At 59.2% G+C, this 16,403-nt stretch carries 18 protein-coding genes; 10 read left to right on the top strand and 8 right to left on the bottom strand.

Going from position 1 to position 16,403, the window contains the following annotated elements; translation table 11 throughout:
• Positions 1-57: 57 nt before the first annotated feature.
• From murC to RCJ00_RS07030, 4 genes are all read left to right on the top strand, one after another.
• A complete protein-coding gene (gene murC / locus RCJ00_RS07045; RefSeq protein WP_316221057.1) occupies positions 58-1,494 on the top strand; it encodes a UDP-N-acetylmuramate--L-alanine ligase in 1,437 nt (478 codons plus the stop codon).
• Entirely contained in the window at positions 1,491-2,396 is a 906-nt protein-coding gene (gene murB / locus RCJ00_RS07040; RefSeq protein WP_316221056.1) for a UDP-N-acetylmuramate dehydrogenase, read from the top strand. The genes murC and murB overlap by 4 nt, the downstream gene beginning before the upstream one ends.
• A 134-nt stretch (positions 2,397-2,530) precedes the next feature.
• Positions 2,531-3,322 carry a dihydropteroate synthase gene (folP, locus tag RCJ00_RS07035; RefSeq protein ID WP_316221092.1) on the top strand — a complete coding sequence of 264 codons (792 nt, stop codon included), beginning with the start codon at positions 2,531-2,533 and terminating at the stop codon, positions 3,320-3,322.
• 128 nt (positions 3,323-3,450) lie between these two features.
• Positions 3,451-3,768 carry a hypothetical protein gene (locus RCJ00_RS07030; RefSeq protein WP_316221055.1) on the top strand — a complete coding sequence of 106 codons (318 nt, stop codon included), beginning with the start codon at positions 3,451-3,453 and terminating at the stop codon, positions 3,766-3,768.
• Positions 3,769-3,889: 121 nt separating this feature from the next.
• Here RCJ00_RS07030 and RCJ00_RS07025 read toward each other — a convergent pair whose 3' ends face one another.
• Both RCJ00_RS07025 and RCJ00_RS07020 read right to left on the bottom strand, forming a co-directional pair.
• Positions 3,890-4,240, bottom strand: a complete 351-nt coding sequence (locus tag RCJ00_RS07025) for a hypothetical protein (protein WP_316221054.1) — start codon at positions 4,238-4,240, stop codon at positions 3,890-3,892.
• A complete protein-coding gene (locus RCJ00_RS07020) occupies positions 4,237-4,503 on the bottom strand; it encodes a DUF1653 domain-containing protein (protein ID WP_316221053.1) in 267 nt (88 codons plus the stop codon). Before RCJ00_RS07020 ends, RCJ00_RS07025 begins: the two co-directional genes overlap by 4 nt.
• 65 nt (positions 4,504-4,568) lie before the next feature.
• Between RCJ00_RS07020 and thiD the strand changes: the two genes are divergently transcribed.
• Entirely contained in the window at positions 4,569-5,348 is a 780-nt protein-coding gene (gene thiD / locus RCJ00_RS07015) for a bifunctional hydroxymethylpyrimidine kinase/phosphomethylpyrimidine kinase (protein WP_316221052.1), read from the top strand.
• 107 nt (positions 5,349-5,455) lie between these two features.
• Here the strand turns inward: thiD and RCJ00_RS07010 are convergent, their stop codons facing one another.
• Positions 5,456-5,839: a hypothetical protein gene (locus RCJ00_RS07010; RefSeq protein WP_316221051.1), complete on the bottom strand. Its 384-nt coding sequence runs from the start codon at positions 5,837-5,839 to the stop codon at positions 5,456-5,458.
• A gap of 299 nt (positions 5,840-6,138) precedes the next feature.
• On the opposite strand from RCJ00_RS07010, the gene RCJ00_RS07005 reads away from it, so the two are divergent.
• From RCJ00_RS07005 to RCJ00_RS06995, 3 genes are all read left to right on the top strand, one after another.
• Positions 6,139-7,338, top strand: coding sequence for a phosphoserine transaminase (locus RCJ00_RS07005; RefSeq protein WP_316221050.1), 1,200 nt, complete (start codon positions 6,139-6,141; stop codon positions 7,336-7,338).
• Between the two features lie 179 nt (positions 7,339-7,517).
• Positions 7,518-8,807: an adenylosuccinate synthase gene (locus RCJ00_RS07000; protein ID WP_316221049.1), complete on the top strand. Its 1,290-nt coding sequence runs from the start codon at positions 7,518-7,520 to the stop codon at positions 8,805-8,807.
• Positions 8,808-8,942: 135 nt separating this feature from the next.
• The gene (locus RCJ00_RS06995; protein WP_316221048.1) at positions 8,943-9,740 is read left to right on the top strand and encodes a response regulator; all 798 of its coding nucleotides are present in this window, start codon (positions 8,943-8,945) and stop codon (positions 9,738-9,740) included.
• 66 nt (positions 9,741-9,806) lie between these two features.
• Here the strand turns inward: RCJ00_RS06995 and rpoH are convergent, their stop codons facing one another.
• From rpoH to folE, 5 genes are all read right to left on the bottom strand, one after another.
• Positions 9,807-10,667 carry an RNA polymerase sigma factor RpoH gene (gene rpoH / locus RCJ00_RS06990; RefSeq protein WP_031238171.1) on the bottom strand — a complete coding sequence of 287 codons (861 nt, stop codon included), beginning with the start codon at positions 10,665-10,667 and terminating at the stop codon, positions 9,807-9,809.
• A 328-nt stretch (positions 10,668-10,995) separates the two neighbouring features.
• Positions 10,996-12,018: an RluA family pseudouridine synthase gene (locus RCJ00_RS06985; RefSeq protein WP_316221047.1), complete on the bottom strand. Its 1,023-nt coding sequence runs from the start codon at positions 12,016-12,018 to the stop codon at positions 10,996-10,998.
• A gap of 94 nt (positions 12,019-12,112) precedes the next feature.
• Positions 12,113-12,559: a biopolymer transporter ExbD gene (locus RCJ00_RS06980; RefSeq protein ID WP_316221046.1), complete on the bottom strand. Its 447-nt coding sequence runs from the start codon at positions 12,557-12,559 to the stop codon at positions 12,113-12,115.
• A gap of 295 nt (positions 12,560-12,854) precedes the next feature.
• A complete protein-coding gene (locus tag RCJ00_RS06975) occupies positions 12,855-13,289 on the bottom strand; it encodes an ExbD/TolR family protein (protein WP_316221045.1) in 435 nt (144 codons plus the stop codon).
• Positions 13,290-13,467: 178 nt separating this feature from the next.
• Complete coding sequence (folE, locus tag RCJ00_RS06970) at positions 13,468-14,130, bottom strand: GTP cyclohydrolase I FolE (RefSeq protein ID WP_316221044.1); 663 nt, start codon at positions 14,128-14,130, stop codon at positions 13,468-13,470.
• 276 nt (positions 14,131-14,406) lie between these two features.
• Here folE and cysS point away from each other — a divergent pair, with 276 nt between their 5' ends.
• Together cysS and RCJ00_RS06960 are read left to right on the top strand one after the other, a co-directional pair.
• Positions 14,407-15,816 (top strand): cysteine--tRNA ligase, encoded by a 1,410-nt coding sequence (cysS, locus tag RCJ00_RS06965; RefSeq protein ID WP_316221043.1) that lies wholly within the window; start codon positions 14,407-14,409, stop codon positions 15,814-15,816.
• Complete coding sequence (locus tag RCJ00_RS06960) at positions 15,816-16,370, top strand: SRPBCC domain-containing protein (protein ID WP_316221042.1); 555 nt, start codon at positions 15,816-15,818, stop codon at positions 16,368-16,370. The genes cysS and RCJ00_RS06960 overlap by 1 nt, the downstream gene beginning before the upstream one ends.
• The last annotated feature ends 33 nt before the right edge of the window (positions 16,371-16,403 follow it).

Here is a 16,403-nt window from a genome sequence, read left to right as displayed (position 1 = left end):
GCTGATCGTCTAAATCCTCTCGCTTTCCCTTTCCTGCCTGCCGCGTGAATCCAACCCATGACCCTGAACGCCAAACGCCCGACTCCTTTCGATCTCGGCCCCGTCCACTTTGTCGGCATCGGGGGCATCGGCATGAGCGGCATAGCCGAAATCATGATCAAGATCGGCTACAAGGTTCAGGGCTCCGACGCCAAGGCATCGGCCAACACTGAGCGTCTGGAAAAGCTGGGCGCCCAGATATTTATCGGCCATGCGCCGGAACATGTCACCGAAGGCGTCTGCGCCCTGGTCTATTCGACAGCGGTCAAGGCGGACAATCCCGAAATGGTCGAGGCGCGCCGTCGCCGCATTCCGCTGGTTCGCCGCGCCGAGATGCTGGCCGAACTGATGCGCCTGCAGTTTTCCATCGCGGTGGGCGGGACGCACGGCAAGACGACCACCACGTCGATGGTGGCGGCGCTGCTCGATGCTGGCGGCAAGGACCCGACGGTGGTCAATGGCGGCATCATCAACAATTACGGCACAAATGCCAAGGTGGGGGATGGCGATTGGATCGTGGTCGAAGCCGACGAATCGGACGGCTCTTTCCTGCGCCTCAAATCGACCCTGGCGATTGTCACCAATATCGACGCCGAACATCTTGACCACTGGGGTGATTTCGATGCGGTCAAGAAGGGCTTCGTCGATTTCGTCGAGAATATCCCCTTTTACGGGTTCGCCGCCGTCTGTATCGACCACCCAGAAGTTCAGGCCCTGGCGGCCAAGATATCCAACCGTCGCCTAATCCCTTACGGTGTCAGCCCCCAGGCCGAGGTTCGATGCGCCAATATCGAATTCGGCCCAGAAGGCGCCTGTTTCGATGTCGTCTTCTCACCGTCGGGCGTCGAGCCCTTCACCTGGGAAAAACTGAAGCTGCCGATGACCGGCAACCACAATGTGTCGAACGCCACCGCTGCCATCGCATTGGCCCGTGAGCTGGGCATAGGTGAGGCGGAAATCCGCAAGGGCCTGGCCGGTTTTGGCGGCGTCAAGCGGCGCTTTACGACGACGGGCGTGGTCAACGGCATACGGGTCATCGACGACTACGGCCACCATCCCGTCGAAATCGCAGCGGTGCTCAAGGCGGCGCGTCAGGTCACCACGGGCCGGGTCATCGCCGTTGTCCAGCCGCATCGCTACACCCGCCTGCGTGATCTGATGAACGAATTCTCGTCCTGCTTCCACGACGCCGATATGGTCATCGTCGCCGATGTCTACAGCGCAGGCGAGGCGCCGATCGAAGGCGTGGACAAGGCGCACCTGGTCGAGGGCTTGCACAATTTCGGCCACCGCCATGCCCTGGCGCTCGACGCGCCAGCCGATCTGGCGGGAATTGTCGCCGCCGAAGCCAAACCGGGCGACCTGGTCGTCCTGCTCGGCGCCGGCGACATCACGCAATGGGCCTATGCTCTGCCGGCGCAATTGGAAGCCCTGCAAGGCGGACACGGCGCATGAGCGACAAGGCCTGGATCGCCGACCTTCCGCCCGTTCGCGGCAAGATGATGTATGGCGCCGCCCTGTCGCCATTTACCTGGTTTCGGGTTGGCGGACCGGCCGACGTGGTTTTCCTGCCTGAGGACGTCGCCGACCTGTGTACCTTCCTGAAGGGACTGGATCCTTCCATTCCGGTACTAGCCATCGGTGTCGGATCGAACCTGCTGGTCCGTGACGGCGGCGTCGATGGGGTGGTTATCCGTCTTGGGCGGAACTTTGCCGATGTGACGGCACGTGACGGTGCGCGCATTCTGGCCGGTGCGGCTGCGCTCGACGCCAATGTCGCCAAGGTGGCGGCGCAAAACGGCATCGCCGGACTTGAATTCTATCGTGGTGTTCCGGGCACCATCGGCGGCGCCTTGACCATGAATGCGGGCTGTTACGGTAGCGAAACCAAGGACATTCTGATCGAAGCCTATGCCGTCACGCGGTTGGGTGAACAGGTCACGCTGTCCAACGCCGATATGGGTTTCCGCTATCGCCATTCTGAACCGCAAGGCCTGATCTATACCGGCGCCCTGTTCCAGGGCACGCCTGACGATGCGGCGGCGGTGACGGAGCGCATGGAGGCCATTACGGCGCGGCGTGAACACACCCAGCCAATTCGTGAAAAAACGGGCGGCTCCACGTTCAAGAACCCGGAAGGCAAATCGGCCTGGCAGTGCGTCGATGAGGCGGGCTGGCGCGGCCGGTTATTCGGTGCTGCCAAATTTTCGGAACTGCATTCCAATTTCATGATCAATACCGGCGATGCCACCGCCGCTGAGTTGGAAGGTCTGGGGGAGGCGGTCCGTGCCGACGTCATGACCAAGCTTGGGATTGATCTGCATTGGGAAATCAAGCGGCTGGGTAAACCCGCCTAGGCGCATTCCCAACACAGGGAATCATGTAAAGGCTTCAAGGTATCGTTTACGCACTTTCGTCTTGAAATGTGCGCCGCATAAGGGACCGTTCCGTGCGCCTTAAGGATCTTTACCTATCGCAAGGCCCACTGATCATGGGCGTGGTCAATGTCACCCCCGACAGTTTTTCCGATGGCGGACGTTTCGTCGGCTTTCAGGCGGCGATGGCCCATGCAAAGCAACTGGTCGCCGATGGGGCGGACGTCCTGGATATCGGCGGGGAATCGACGCGCCCGGGGGCACACCCGGTCACGATCGAAGAAGAGATTAGCCGAGTTGTCCCGCTGATCAACGCCTTGTGGAACGAAGTCGATGTGCCGATCTCGATCGACAGCCTGAAGCCCGAGGTCGCCGAAGAGGCATTCAAGGCGGGCGCGAGCGTCTGGAACGACGTCAGCGCCCTTGGCTATTCGCCAGACAGCCTGGGCGTCGCCGCGCAGTCCAGCGCCGATGTCGTGCTGATGCACATGCAGGGCGAACCGCGCACCATGCAATCCTGCCCGTGGTACGAAGACGTGGTGGCTGAGGTTGAATCCTACCTTCTGGAACGGGCACAGGCGGCGGTAAGTGCCGGAATTGCGCCAGAGCGCATCTGGATCGATCCCGGCATCGGCTTTGGCAAGACGCTCGATCATAACCTGGCGCTGATCCGCGCGACCGATCGACTGGCGTCGCATGGCTTTCCTGTCCTTATGGCGGCGTCGCGCAAGCGCTTCATAGCGGCCCTGGAAGAACGTGAAGGTACCGAGCCTGCCCCGCCGGAAGACCGTCTGGGCGGTACGGTAGCCGTGCATCTGCATGCGCTGAAAAAAGGCGCCGCCATGGTCCGTGTACACGACGTGCGCGCTATGAAGCAGGCCATGCGGGTCGTTCAAGCGCTAGGCTGACCGTCGTGACACGCGATTTATGTATCTCAAAGCGCACACCGGTCTGACATTTTACGTTAGAGCAAGTTCGGTATTGTCGGAAAAGCGGTATTACGTATACACCACGCCTTGAAAGGAAAAACGTGGCGATGACCTACCGGCGGCGCATGACGATCTATTTCGTGCTCCTGCTTGTGTGTTTCGTTGGGGCCGTCAGCGAAGTCGCGCCTATGTTCTTTTCCTGCCTGTTTCTGGCTATTGCTGTGTCTCAGTTTTTCTTTCTCTGTCCCCGCTGTGGCAAACACATCGATACCAAGGGCGCAGATAAGGGCAATTTCTTCTATGGTGTTTTTGAAACCTATGAACCGCATTGCCCGCGGTGCGATCGCACGCGTGAAAACGTCTGGCCTTTTCAATTCGTGATGAAGCGCGAACCCTGGGACGGCATACGCAAGGACGAGCGGTAGCGCGCCGTTCCAAGAGGCATTTAATCCCTGCGCCTGGCTTTATGCACCCACATGAAGAGGGCGACGGCGATGAATAAACCGCCGCAGATCAGCAGAAATGGGTCGTGCAGCATTTTTTCGATCATGACGGCCGATAGATGTCGAAGGCGCCGAGAAATGCCGGATCGTCGACGATCGTGCCGCACGACAGGAGATAGCTGCCCGGCGCCTGTAAGGTGAAAGCGGCGGGGACGAGGGGTAGGAACAGCAATTCGCCCGACTTCTTGCCGACGAGGGACAGCACGAAGCCTTCGGACCGATTAGCGCGAATAAGTTGCCCCGCCAGTATTTCATAGCTGACCAATGCGTCGTCCGCCCCGATCTGGTTCAGGCGCACCAGAATCAGCGTGCCGCGCATCGCTCTCAGGATCGGATGGTGAATGTCGGCGAAGGCCTCGGGGGCGAGTTCTTCCCAACGGTCTGAGTCTGTCACTGGGTTGGGTCCAAGACGTCGGCGATGAGTTCGAAACGCGGTACGGTCTTGCCATCAACCTCGACTGTTTCGGTGAACATGGCAAGGGGGCGCACCCAGAGGCGCGCGATGCCGGCCTCCTGACCCAAAGGCGCGTACAGCACCAGTTCTTCTTCGCTTTCTGAATGGGTGACCGTGCCGAACACCTTGTACAGCTTGTTTTTATAATGCCGATAGGTACCGCGTTTGATGCCGGTCCTATAAAACGAGGTTGTCAGGGGCATGGCTGCCTCCTATGTGGAGTCGTGGGGGGCATATGCGCCGATTTGGCGCCCGAGGACAAGTCACGATGCATCGCGTACTGATCATTGCCGGTTCGGACCCCAGCGGCGGGGCAGGGATACAGGCGGACATCAAAACCGTCACCTGCCTGGGCGGCTATGCCATGACGGCTATCACGGCCTTGACCGTGCAAAATACCCTGGGGGTCTCCGATGTCATGGCGGTGCCGCCGGCCTTCATTACCGCGCAGGCGCAGGCCTGCCTCGACGACATCGGCGCGGACGCCATCAAAACCGGTATGCTGGCCGATATCGCGGTCATGGAAGCGGTTTCGCTTGTCGTTGAAGGCGCGCGCGTCTTTACCGTCGTCGATCCGGTCATGGTGGCAAAGGGCGGTCACGCCTTGATGAACCACCTGGCTGTCGATGCCATGAAGGCGCTTATGATCCCTTTGGCCGACCTGTTGACGCCCAATACGCTCGAAGCGACGGCGTTGACCGGCATTGAGATCGCCAATGAAGATGACATGCGCAAGGCCGGTGCCGCGCTCCTGGCCATGGGCGCACGCAATGTGCTGGTCAAGGGCGGACACCTTGACGGGCCTGAAGTGGTGGACTTGCTGATCACCCCGAAGGGGGAGCACCGTTTTGCGGCCGCGCGCATCGATACCCAACATACGCATGGTACTGGATGTACGTTGGCGTCGGCCTGCGCTGCCTTGACGCGGGACGCACGGCCGCTTGAAGACACAATCGGCCTGGCCAAGGATTATGTCGGTGGGGCTATCGCCACCGCGCCGCACCTGGGCCAAGGCCACGGCCCGTTGCGCCACAACTGGCTGCTTTAAGACTGCCAGAAACACCATGCCAAAATGCCAAGGGGCGCAGAACCGAAATCCTGCGCCCCGAGGGACAAGAGACGAGCGGCCAGACAGGCGGCCGTTGCCTTTAGGCGTTACCGGCGATGATTGTCGCGGTCATTGCGTTCGTAGCGGATCATGCCTTGCAGACGATCCAGGCGGTTGTCGATCTGGGCGATCTCGGCGCGGTTCAGGCCGCGTCCCGTCCGTTCGAAACCGCGCTTTTGTGATACGATCGAGCGCAGCTCGGCATCGAGGCGTCGGCCTTCGCGGACGCTGATGGCGCCGTTGCGTCGGCCTTGGGAAATGCGATCATCCAGGCGGTCGATGCGGGCATTCAACTGTGCCGATGCGCGGAAATCATTGCGATTGTCGACCACAACAATGGCGGCGCGCGGTTCGGCGCTGGCAATGGCGGGGGCCGAAACAGCCGTCAGGGTGGCAGCAGCGGCAGCAATGGCAATCAGGGTCTTTTTCATCGTCTTTCTCCTTTGTTCGTGCGTTCGCCTGTTCCTCAGGCGATGACCTATATAAACACGTGGCCTGTGAGCCTAAGCTGAACGGTGTGGTTCATATTCCGTTCATCGCGTTTGACTTTTTTCTTTTTAAAACAAAATGTTAATTCAATTTTGGCGGTGTGATCCTACATTTTTATCGGAAAAAATGCGATCCGGTTCTCCGCTCGGATAATTAAGGACGGATCGGGCAAAAAAGGCTTGCCCTGATAGCGTTTGGCGCGCAAAGAGCGGGGATTGATATCGTCCGTATGGGGGCCTGCATGTCGAATTTTCCCACTAATGAACCGACCCGCAAACCACCGCGCGCCCCTGAGCGCCCCTGGTTTTCCTCCGGTCCGACGTCCAAGCGCCCCGGATGGAGTGTCCAGGCGCTTTCCGGTGCGCCGGTCGGGCGGTCGAACCGCTCAAAGGTGACGGTCGCGCGCCTCAACCAGGCGATCGACCTGACCCGGTCCGTGCTGGCCATCCCCGCCGAATATCATGTGCTGGTCATGCCGGCGTCCGACACCGGCGCGTTCGAAGCCGCCATGTGGAATTTGCTGGGGCAGCGTAAGGTGCAATTGCTGGCGTTCGAAAGTTTCGGTCAGTTGTGGGCGGATGATGCCGTCAATCATCTGAAGCTCGATTGCGAAGTCCTGAACGCGCCTTACGGCCAGTTGCCCGACCTGTCGCGCATAGATCCTGCCGCCGACCTGGTGTTTCCGTGGAACGGCACCACATCGGGCGTGCGCGTGCCGAATGCCGACTTCCTGAATGGCCGAGATGGCAAGGACGCCGGGCTCGTCCTGTGCGATGCCACTTCGGCGGCCTTCTGCATGGAATTGCCGTGGCAAAAGCTGGACGTGGTCACCTTCTCCTTCCAGAAGGCGCTGGGCGGCGAAGCGGGCTTTGGTGTTCTCGTTCTGTCACCCAAGGCGATAGAGCGACTCAACAGCTATGATTCGGGCCGACCTATCCCTAAGGTTATCCGCCTGAAGGCCAAGGGCCAGGCCGATATGAAGATTATCGGCGGTGACGCCATCAATACCTATTCCTTTCTGGTCATCGAAGATTATCTCGACGCCCTGCGCTGGGCCTTGCTGGAAGGCGGGCTTGAGGGCCTGATCCAACGCTGCAACCGCAACTTCGCCACCCTGGCCGAATGGGTCGAGCGGACGCCGTGGATCGATTTCGTAGCGGAGATACCGGAAACGCGGTCAACCACTTCTGTCTGCCTCAAATTCGTCGCGCCGGAGGTTGCGGGGCTACCTGAAGCGCTTCAGGCCAAGCTGGCCAGCAAGATCGGCTCGCTGCTTGAAATCGAGGGCGTGGCGTTTGACGTGGTGGGCTATCGCAATGCCCCGCCAGGCCTGCGCATCTGGTGCGGATGTACGGTAGACGCGGACGATATCGATTCATTGCTGCCGTGGCTGGAATGGGCCTATGTCGAGGCGTTACAAGGCGTAATTGCTGCGGCTTGACGCCGTAACGTCTCGTCTGCTGGTGCCGAACCTTTGTGTCGGCGAGCAAAATGCCTTCGGCGGCCTTGATGCGATTGAGCCAAAAATAAAGGGTTACAAGCACCGATTCCTGCTCTATAGGGTGCCACCGGTTAAAGCGCCCCTCTGCGCTGCAATAATCTTGGACCGGAGCAATCACCTTGGCAAACGTAACTGTAATTGGCGCCCAGTGGGGCGACGAAGGCAAAGGCAAGCTCGTCGACTGGCTTTCCAATCGCGCTGATGTTGTCGTACGTTTTCAGGGTGGCCACAATGCGGGGCATACCCTGGTGGTCGATGGCAAGGTTTACAAGCTGTCCCTGCTGCCGTCCGGCGTTGTCCAGGGCAAGCTGTCCGTCGTCGGCAACGGCGTGGTCATCGATCCGTGGGCTCTGTTCGATGAAATCGCCCGCGTCGAAGCGCTGGGCCTGAGCATTACGCCCGACTTGCTGGTCATTGCGGACAATGCCTGCCTGATTCTGCCCATCCATTCCGAGCTCGATATCGCCCGCGAAAATGCCGCCGGCGCCAACAAGATTGGCACGACGGGCCGCGGCATCGGTCCCGCCTATGAAGACAAGGTCGGCCGTCGCGCCATTCGCGTCGCCGACCTGGCCGACCTCGATGCGCTGGAAAACAAGATCGACCGCCTGCTGACCCACCACAATGCCCTGCGCAAGGGGCTTGGTCTGCCAGATGTCGACGTTGCGGCTCTGGTACAGAAGCTTAAGGATATCGCGCCGCGCCTGCTGCCGTTCATCAAGCCGGTCTGGTATGTGCTCGACAAGGCCAAGCACGAAGGCAAGCGTATCCTGTTCGAAGGCGCGCAAGGGGCGCTCCTCGATATCGACCACGGCACCTATCCCTTCGTCACCTCCTCCAACACCGTGGCCGGTCAGGCCGCCGCCGGGTCCGGCATGGGGCCGAAGTCGGTCGGTTATGTCCTGGGTATCCTGAAGGCCTATACCACGCGCGTCGGGTCTGGCCCGTTCCCCACGGAACTGTTCGATGAGGTTGGGCAAGGCATCGCCACGCGTGGTCATGAATTCGGTACAGTGACCGGCCGGGCGCGCCGTGTCGGATGGCTGGATGCGGTCCTGGCTCGCCAGTCGATCGCCATCAATGGTATCGACGGCATCGCCCTGACTAAGCTCGATATCCTGGATGGTATCGAAACGATAAAGGTCTGCGTCGGCTATAAGGTCGGGGACAAGGTGCTCGACTATCTGCCGGCCGGTTTCAAGGACCAGCAGGGCATTGAGCCGATCTATGAAGAAATCGAAGGCTGGAGCGAGAGCACCCAGGGCGCGCGGTCGTGGAAGGACCTGCCGGGCAATGCCGTGAAATATGTCCGCCGCATCGAAGAATTGATCGGCGCGCCTGTGGCCCTGCTGTCAACCTCGCCGGAACGCGACGACACGATCCTAATGCGTGATCCCTTTCAGGATTAAGTCTGGCAGGATTGAGTCTGGCAGGGTTGAGTCTGGCCAGGATTAAGTCTGCGGCGCCCAATTTTTTGCGCCGCCAGATAAATTAATTTTTACGAATACGGCTTATGCTCGCGGCAGATCCTGCGAGACTATGCCGTGTTATCCATTGATCCCAAGCTGGAAGCGAAGCTCAAACCGCATTTGAAACGGGTGCTTGTCATGGAAAGCAACCCCGCCTATGCGCGCATTCTGGTCGACATGTTGCGCGTCATCGGCGCCGAGCAGGTTTATCTGGAAACGGATGACCGCCGGGGCGAAATGATGTGTGAAGACTTCGACCCGCAAGTGATTTTCTGCGACCTTAAGGGACCGACCATTCAAGGCGCGCGCTTCGTCACCGCACTGCGCCGGTCGAACCTGAAATGCCGCAAGATTCCGGTGATCATGATGGCGTCGAATGAGGAGCCTGAGACGATCAAGGAGGCGCGCGATTGCGGCAGCGACGAGATCATGAAAAAGCCCTTTGCCGCCAATGATCTTATCCAGCGTCTGGGCCACGTCTTCACAAAGGCACCGCCGTGGATCGAGGCTATAATGTATGTCGGACCGGACCGCCGCCGCTTCAATTCGGGGGCCGGACCCAGCACACGCGCACCGGAGACCATGTCTGACGGCATGAAGCGTATCGAGCAGAGCGTTCGCATTCTGCGCGCGGCCAGTCTGCAATTCGATACTGATCGCAAGCAGGCCAAGCGCGCCATCACCGCCCAACTGGAAGTTCTGGTCCCGGCGTGCAAATCCATTACCCATCCGGAATTCAAGAGCGCAGTGGCCGAAATTTTCCAGGCTTACAAATCATCGAACCTGAGTGGCGAAATGCTCAAGGCGCCGGTCGCGGTGCTGGCCAGGTTGTTCAAGATCGATGAAGCGCCCAAGGCCGGCCACGCCGCTTAGCGGCACAAAAAAGCCCGGTCGATCAACCGGGCCTTTTCGATTGTTGCTGTCTTAGCGGTGTGTGTCTCAGGCCGCTTGCGAGGCGGAAATCATCGCCTTTTGCAGCTTTTCGAAGGCACGGACCTCGATCTGACGGACCCGTTCGCGTGATACACCGAAGCGCTCAGCCAGGTCTTCTAGCGTGGTCGGGTTGTCCTTGAGGCGGCGCTCGGTCAGGATTTCCTTTTCACGATCGTTCAATTCACCCATGGCGGCGCGCATCAGGGTCATGCGCTGGTCATATTCTTCAGAATCGGCCAGAACGGTTTCCTGCGATTGCTGCGTGTCATCGACCAGCCAGTCCTGCCATTCCGACTCGCCCTCGGACGCACGTAAAGGCGCGTTGAGCGACGAATCCGGCGACGACATGCGACGGTTCATGCTGATGACATCAGCTTCCGATACGCCCAGCTTGGTGGCGATCTGTTCGACCTGATCGTGCTTAAGGTCGCCTTCTTCCAGGGCGGAAATTTCCGATTTCACCTTGCGCAGGTTGAAGAACAGCTTCTTTTGCGCGGCGGTGGTGCCCATTTTGACGAGCGACCACGAACGCAGGACGTATTCCTGAATGGACGCCTTGATCCACCACATGGCGTAGGTGGCCAGGCGGAAACCGCGATCGGGATCGAACTTCTTGACCGCCTGCATCAGGCCGACATTGCCTTCGCTGATCACTTCGCCGACCGGCAGACCGTAGCCGCGATAGCCCATGGCGATCTTGGCGACGAGACGCAGGTGCGACGTTACCAGCCGGTGCGCGGCCTTCGGATCCTGGTGCTCCGCCCAGCGCTTGGCCAGCATGAATTCCTCATCCTTAGCCAGCATCGGAAACTTGCGGATTTCCGAGAGATAACGATTCAGGCCGCCATCGGGCGACAGGGCCGGCATGACATTGGCCACGTTCGAGGTAAGGGCAAGCGAGCTGCTCATAGGTGCATCACTTTCTGGTCGGGAATCTGACGAACGGTCAGGATGAGAGGGTGTGTCAGACATGAGACCAAGGCCTTATCCTGCGAGGGGGGCACAGGACGGCGAGCCCCATGCCCGACACCTGTGAGAGTATTTAGGAAGCCTTTTTGCGAAAAAAAGACCTCCCGGCCCTCCAATTGCGAATTTGTTGCATAAAAGTACCATACGAAAGGGGATGGCTTCATTCACAAACAGGTGAGTGCAGCGCAGCACGGTGCCGTACTCCCCCTAGTTCCCCTTATCCTGCCTAGTACATATCCGCCAACGCCTCGACCAGAGCCTGCATATCGTCGGGAATGTTTGCCCGGAATTTCAGCTTTTCGCCGGTGATGGGGTGGACGAAGCCGAGTAGGCCGGCATGCAGGGCCTGGCGGTTGAAGTCCAGCGCCTTCAGGACGTCCTGCACGGCCTTGGCGGGCGCACCAGAGCCATAAACCGGATCGCCCAGGCACGGACAGCCCAGATGCGCCATATGGACGCGAATCTGATGCGTGCGACCGGTTTCGAGCCGACAGGCCAGCAAGGCGGCCAACGGCTTGTCATCGCCGAACACTTCCTCGAGGCGGTAGTGCGTAATCGCCTGACGCCCGCCCGCCCTCAGGACGGCCATCTTCTTGCGGTCGTGGTGCGAGCGGCCGATCTGGGTGGTGACGGTGCCCGACATGTAGCGGGGCGCGCCGCGCACAATGGCTTTGTACTCGCGGTCGATATCGTGGGTGGCGAACAGTTCCGACAAGGCTCGATGGGCGACGTCGGACTTGGCGGCGACCAAAATGCCGGACGTGTCCTTGTCCAGGCGATGGACGATACCAGGTCGCACAACGCCGCCTATGCCGGATAGCGAGTCGCCGCAATGATATAGCAAAGCGTTGACGAGTGTGCCGTCGCGGGTGCCTGGCGCTGGGTGAGCGGCCATGCCGACCGCCTTGTTGACAACGATCAGGTGCGCATCTTCATAAAGGATGTCGAGCGGAATATTCTGCGGCTCCGGCGTGGCGCTTATGGGAGCCGGGATGCTGAGTATATATTCGCCGGCATGGGCCTTGTGTTTGCCATCTGTAATCCGCGCACCGTTCAGGCTCAGGCGGCCCTCGGCGATAAGGGCTTGCAGTCGGGCGCGTGATAGGTCGGGAAAATGGGGTGCCAGAACGCGATCGAGGCGATCGCCGGTGTCTTCTGGACCGAGGGTGGCGGTCAGGCTTAGTATTTCGCCCTCGTCGAGCGAGTCGTCGTCGATATCGTCTGATAAGTCTTCGGGTATACGGGTCATGCGCCTATCTGCCCGCCACGCTTACGGAAAGCAAGCGGCAATAAAAAACCCCGGCGGACACCCGCCGGGGTTTTTAAAACGGTATAGGAAAAACCTATTCCAAATCTTCGTTGATCAGGCCGATCTTGAGGTAGCCGTTTTGTTGCAGCTCGTTGATCACCTTGACGAAGTCGGCGTACTCAATGTCCTTGTCACCACGGACGAGGATACGTTGTTCAGCCAGCGGTGTGTTGGGATCGTTGACACGCAGAGCGGCGGCAACGTCAGCAATCAAGGTCGGCATGCTGGTCTTTTGTGGCCCGATATAGATATCGTCGGGACCCATGATCGAGATGAACACCGGATCAGGGCGCTTGACGTTCGTGGGGGGCGCCTTGGCGGGCGGCAAGTCCAGCTTGATCGAGACAGTGGCGGCCGGGATGGACACCATGAAGATGATCAGCAGAACGAGCATGACGTCAACGAAAGGCGTGACGTTGATGTCGGCGTTCTGTGCAATGGTATAACGGCCACCGCCGCCGCCACCGAGCTTTGCACCCATAATTTAACTCCCTAAAGGCCGCCCTGAATCCTTGTGATCCAGGAGGCAAACATTTTGCCATCGGTTTACACAACGGGCATAACTATGCGCCGCCTTTCGACCGGTCGTCTGCGATTTAGGACAACTCATAGTCAAAAGTAAAGTGCGAAAGGCGGCGATATAGCTAAGAGATTAAGAATATTTCATGTCTGGCAGCGCTTAGTCTCTCTGCGGGCGAACTTTTCGGGCGGTGGCCACCAGCCATGAGACCGCAGGTATGTGGCCAGGCAGATCAACGGGGCGAATCGTATCGCCGTTATTCGACGTCTTCGTTGATCAGGCCGATATGGGTATAGCCGTTTTGCTGCAATTCGTTGAGCACGCGCACGAAGTCGGCATATTCGACATCCTTGTCCCCACGCACCAGGATACGCTGCTCGGTCAGGGGCGTATTCGGATCGATGGCGCGCAGCGCGGCGGCGACCGTCACCGCGAGCGTGCCTAGGCTGGTCTTGCGGTCGGCGACGTAGATGTCGTCGGGGCCCATGACGGAAATAAAGACGGGATCGGCTTTTTTGACGTGCCCGTCCGCCGGTGGCATGTCCAGCTTAATCGAGGTGGTGGCCACCGGGATGGACACCATGAAAATGATCAGCAGAACCAGCATGACATCGACGAATGGCGTGACGTTGATGTCGGCGTTTTGCGCGATGGTGTAGCGGCCTCCTGATGGTGTGAGTTTGGCGCCCATGATAATCCTCCTGCCTATGGATATTGCATGACATCAATTTATGCCTTACATTATACTTTGTAAAGCAAGGTATATAAAAATGTTTCGGGGCGAGTTGGTGATGACAATGAAAAAGCGGTCCCGCATGAACGGAACCGCCTATATCGTAAGGTCTGTTTGTCCGCCGAAACGGCGTCGACTATTTGCGGGGCTGGGCCAGGCGCAGGAAGCGTTCCTGCAGGGACAGGTCCGTCTTGAACACGCCGGTGAAACGTGTGGTGACCGTGGTAACGTTTTTGTGGTGGACGCCGCGCGTCGACATGCATTGATGTTCCGCATCGATCAGGACCGCAACGCCCAGCGGCGCCAGGCTTTCTTCCAGGGCGTCGGCCACTTGCTTGGTCATGGTTTCCTGGGTTTGCAGGCGCTTGGCGAAGATTTCGACCACGCGGGCGATCTTGGAAATGCCAACAACCTTTTCGGTCGGCATATAGGCCACCCAGGCCTTGCCAAGGAAAGGCGCCATATGGTGTTCGCAATGCGACTCGACATCGATTTCCCGCAACATGACCATGTCGTCATAGCCCTGGACGTCCTCGAAGGTGCGCGACAATTCCTTTTTCGGATCGGCGGCGTAGCCCTGGAACCATTCTTCGTAGGCATCGACAACACGCTTGGGCGTATCGATCAGGCCTTCACGTTCGGGATCGTCACCGGCCCAGGCCAGCAGCGTCTTGACGGCCTTCATAGCCTCTTCCCGCGACGGGCGATTGGTGTAGGTGACCACGCTCTTCGGCTTGGAGGTATTGAGCAGGTTATGTTCAGAAGACGTCAAAGTGGCCTTGCTGTCGAGACTATCCATAAATTTCCCCTTGAGGGCCGAGTGGCGCCGGAACGACGGTTCCGGAATGACGCGTGACATCCCTCAAATACAAATCACCCGGACACCGTATGCGCCCCGGCGGGTCGATTTCTGTCAGCGCCTTATCCAGGCGGTCAAGAAACCTAACGCGCCCTTATACCTCATTTCCGCGCGAATTGGATCATCGCGGCAAGAAATTACGTGGTGTTGGGGCGTCCCGGCGTCTATATGGGAGGAAGAGCTTTGATTACAACTGAAAACCGCCAAAAACCGTCTATGAAACTGCATATTCACGACACGCTGAAGCGTGAAAAAGTCGAATTCGTCCCAAAAAAACCTGAGCGCGTCACTCTGTATGTCTGCGGGCCCACGGTTTATTCTTACGCCCATATCGGCAATGCCAGGCCGGTTGTCGTGTTCGATGTGCTGTTCCGGCTGCTGCGTAATCTTTATGGTGAAGCGCACGTCGTCTATGCGCGCAACATCACCGATGTCGATGACAAGATCAACAAGGCGGCGTCGGATCAGGGCGTTGACATTAGCGTCATCACCAATCGTTTTGCCGACATATATAATGCGGACATGCGGGCGCTGGGTGCGCTCGAGCCGACGCTTCAGCCGCGCGTAACGCATAATATGGAGGCCATTGTCCGGCAGATTCAGGCGATCATGGACAACGGCCACGCCTATGCCGCCGAAGGCCACGTTCTCTTCGATGTCGAAAGCTATCGCGCCTATGGTGCTTTGTCGAATCGCTCCCTTGACGACATGATCGCTGGTGCGCGCGTCGAAGTGGCACCATACAAGAAAAACCCGCAGGACTTCGTGCTGTGGAAACCATCGAAGGAAAACGAACCGGAATGGCCGGCGCCCTGGGGTGCGGGCCGTCCGGGCTGGCACATTGAATGTTCGGCAATGATCGAGGCCAATCTTGGGCTGCCGATCGACATTCATGGCGGCGGACACGACCTGATCTTCCCACATCATGAAAACGAAATCGCTCAGGGCGTCTGCGCGCAACACGGTCATGGCGCGCATGGGCACGCTCAGCCCGAATACGCCCGCTACTGGATGCATAACGGGTTTCTCAACTTCGGCACCGAAAAGATGTCGAAAAGCCTGGGCAATGTGAAACTGGTCCACGAAATGATCAAGGAGACGCCGGGTGAGGTGCTTCGCCTGGCGCTGTTGTCGGCACATTATCGTGCGCCGCTGGATTGGAACGGCGATCTGCTGGACCAGACGCGCGCCCGTCTCGATGGTCTGTACGGCACTCTGCGCAAATTCGCCGATGTGGCCGTGCGCGAAGTCGTCACACCAGCCGGCGTTATGGAAGCCTTGTGCGACGACCTGAATACGCCGCGCGCCCTGGCGGAGTTGTCCGCTCTGGCCCGTGTGCTGGAAACCGCAGAAACCGAGGCTGCCCGCATCATGGCCAAATCTGATCTATTGGCGGCCGGTTTGGCGCTCGGCATCCTGCAGGGCGACGCCGACGCCTGGTTTAAGGCCGGCGCCAGCGAAGACCTGACGGCGACGGTCGAAGGCTTGTTGGCTGAACGTGCGGCGGCGCGGGCGGCCAAGAACTGGGCCGAATCCGATCGTATCCGCGATGCCCTTAACGCGCTTAATGTCGAAGTGATGGACGGACCGGGCGGCGCCAGTTGGAAGCTGAAGGTGGGTGCCTAATGTCGCTCAAGATGGAACATCGCGTCGGCATCGCCGCGCCTATTGATGACGTTTATGACATCGTCGCCGATATCGCCGCCTGGCCGGAGTGGAGCCCCATCCACAAAAAGGCGGAAGCGGTCTTGCGGTTCGGTGCGCCTATCCATCTCGAAGAATATTATGAAGGGTTGGGCACCTGGGAAACCGACGGGATTATCGCCGATTGGACGCCGCTGTCGCATATTCACGTTACGGTCCCCAAGCCCTTCTATGCCGGAAAGCTGATACGCTATTTCGAATTCGACGCGCTGTCCGAAGCAGGGACCAGCTTTTCCCTTGGCGCGTTGTTCGACGGCTATCTGTCGGAGCGAGAGGGGCGGGCCTATCGCCGGTTCATTCGCACCGGTTTCGAAGCCTTTTGTGAGGCCTTGAAGGCTAAGGCGGAAGCTGGATTCGCTGAGCATCCCGATCGCGTCGCCTCCGTCATCGTCAAGCCGGACGAGGCGCCCAAGGCTCAGAACAAACAGCGCCAGAAATGGTTACAGACCCAGTTTTGGGGCAAGAAGAACAAATAGGCTTGCGGATAGTCGAGACCTGAACCATTTAAC

It is taken from the genome of Asticcacaulis aquihabitans (assembly GCF_032490435.1).
Classification (GTDB): Bacteria; Pseudomonadota; Alphaproteobacteria; order Caulobacterales; family Caulobacteraceae; genus Asticcacaulis.
The sequence above is the reverse complement of the archived record's forward strand: the minus strand, read 5'-3'. Positions and strand labels throughout refer to the sequence as shown.

Bases quoted from the DNA above. Each gene is read 5' to 3' on its own strand.
- murC (WP_316221057.1), top strand. From the start codon at position 58: ATGACCCTGAACGCCAAACGCCCGACTCCTTTCGATCTCGGCCCCGTC.
- RCJ00_RS06985 (WP_316221047.1), bottom strand. From the start codon at position 12,018: ATGACCCGTATACCCGAAGACTTATCAGACGATATCGACGACGACTCG.
- folP (WP_316221092.1), top strand. From the start codon at position 2,531: ATGGGCGTGGTCAATGTCACCCCCGACAGTTTTTCCGATGGCGGACGT.
- folE (WP_316221044.1), bottom strand. From the start codon at position 14,130: ATGGATAGTCTCGACAGCAAGGCCACTTTGACGTCTTCTGAACATAAC.
- thiD (WP_316221052.1), top strand. From the start codon at position 4,569: ATGCATCGCGTACTGATCATTGCCGGTTCGGACCCCAGCGGCGGGGCA.
- RCJ00_RS07010 (WP_316221051.1), bottom strand. From the start codon at position 5,839: ATGAAAAAGACCCTGATTGCCATTGCTGCCGCTGCTGCCACCCTGACG.
- rpoH (WP_031238171.1), bottom strand. From the start codon at position 10,667: ATGCCGGCCCTGTCGCCCGATGGCGGCCTGAATCGTTATCTCTCGGAA.
- RCJ00_RS06975 (WP_316221045.1), bottom strand. From the start codon at position 13,289: ATGGGCGCCAAACTCACACCATCAGGAGGCCGCTACACCATCGCGCAA.
- murB (WP_316221056.1), top strand. From the start codon at position 1,491: ATGAGCGACAAGGCCTGGATCGCCGACCTTCCGCCCGTTCGCGGCAAG.
- RCJ00_RS06980 (WP_316221046.1), bottom strand. From the start codon at position 12,559: ATGGGTGCAAAGCTCGGTGGCGGCGGCGGTGGCCGTTATACCATTGCA.
- RCJ00_RS06960 (WP_316221042.1), top strand. From the start codon at position 15,816: ATGTCGCTCAAGATGGAACATCGCGTCGGCATCGCCGCGCCTATTGAT.
- cysS (WP_316221043.1), top strand. From the start codon at position 14,407: ATGAAACTGCATATTCACGACACGCTGAAGCGTGAAAAAGTCGAATTC.
- RCJ00_RS07005 (WP_316221050.1), top strand. From the start codon at position 6,139: ATGTCGAATTTTCCCACTAATGAACCGACCCGCAAACCACCGCGCGCC.
- RCJ00_RS07030 (WP_316221055.1), top strand. From the start codon at position 3,451: ATGACCTACCGGCGGCGCATGACGATCTATTTCGTGCTCCTGCTTGTG.
- RCJ00_RS07020 (WP_316221053.1), bottom strand. From the start codon at position 4,503: ATGCCCCTGACAACCTCGTTTTATAGGACCGGCATCAAACGCGGTACC.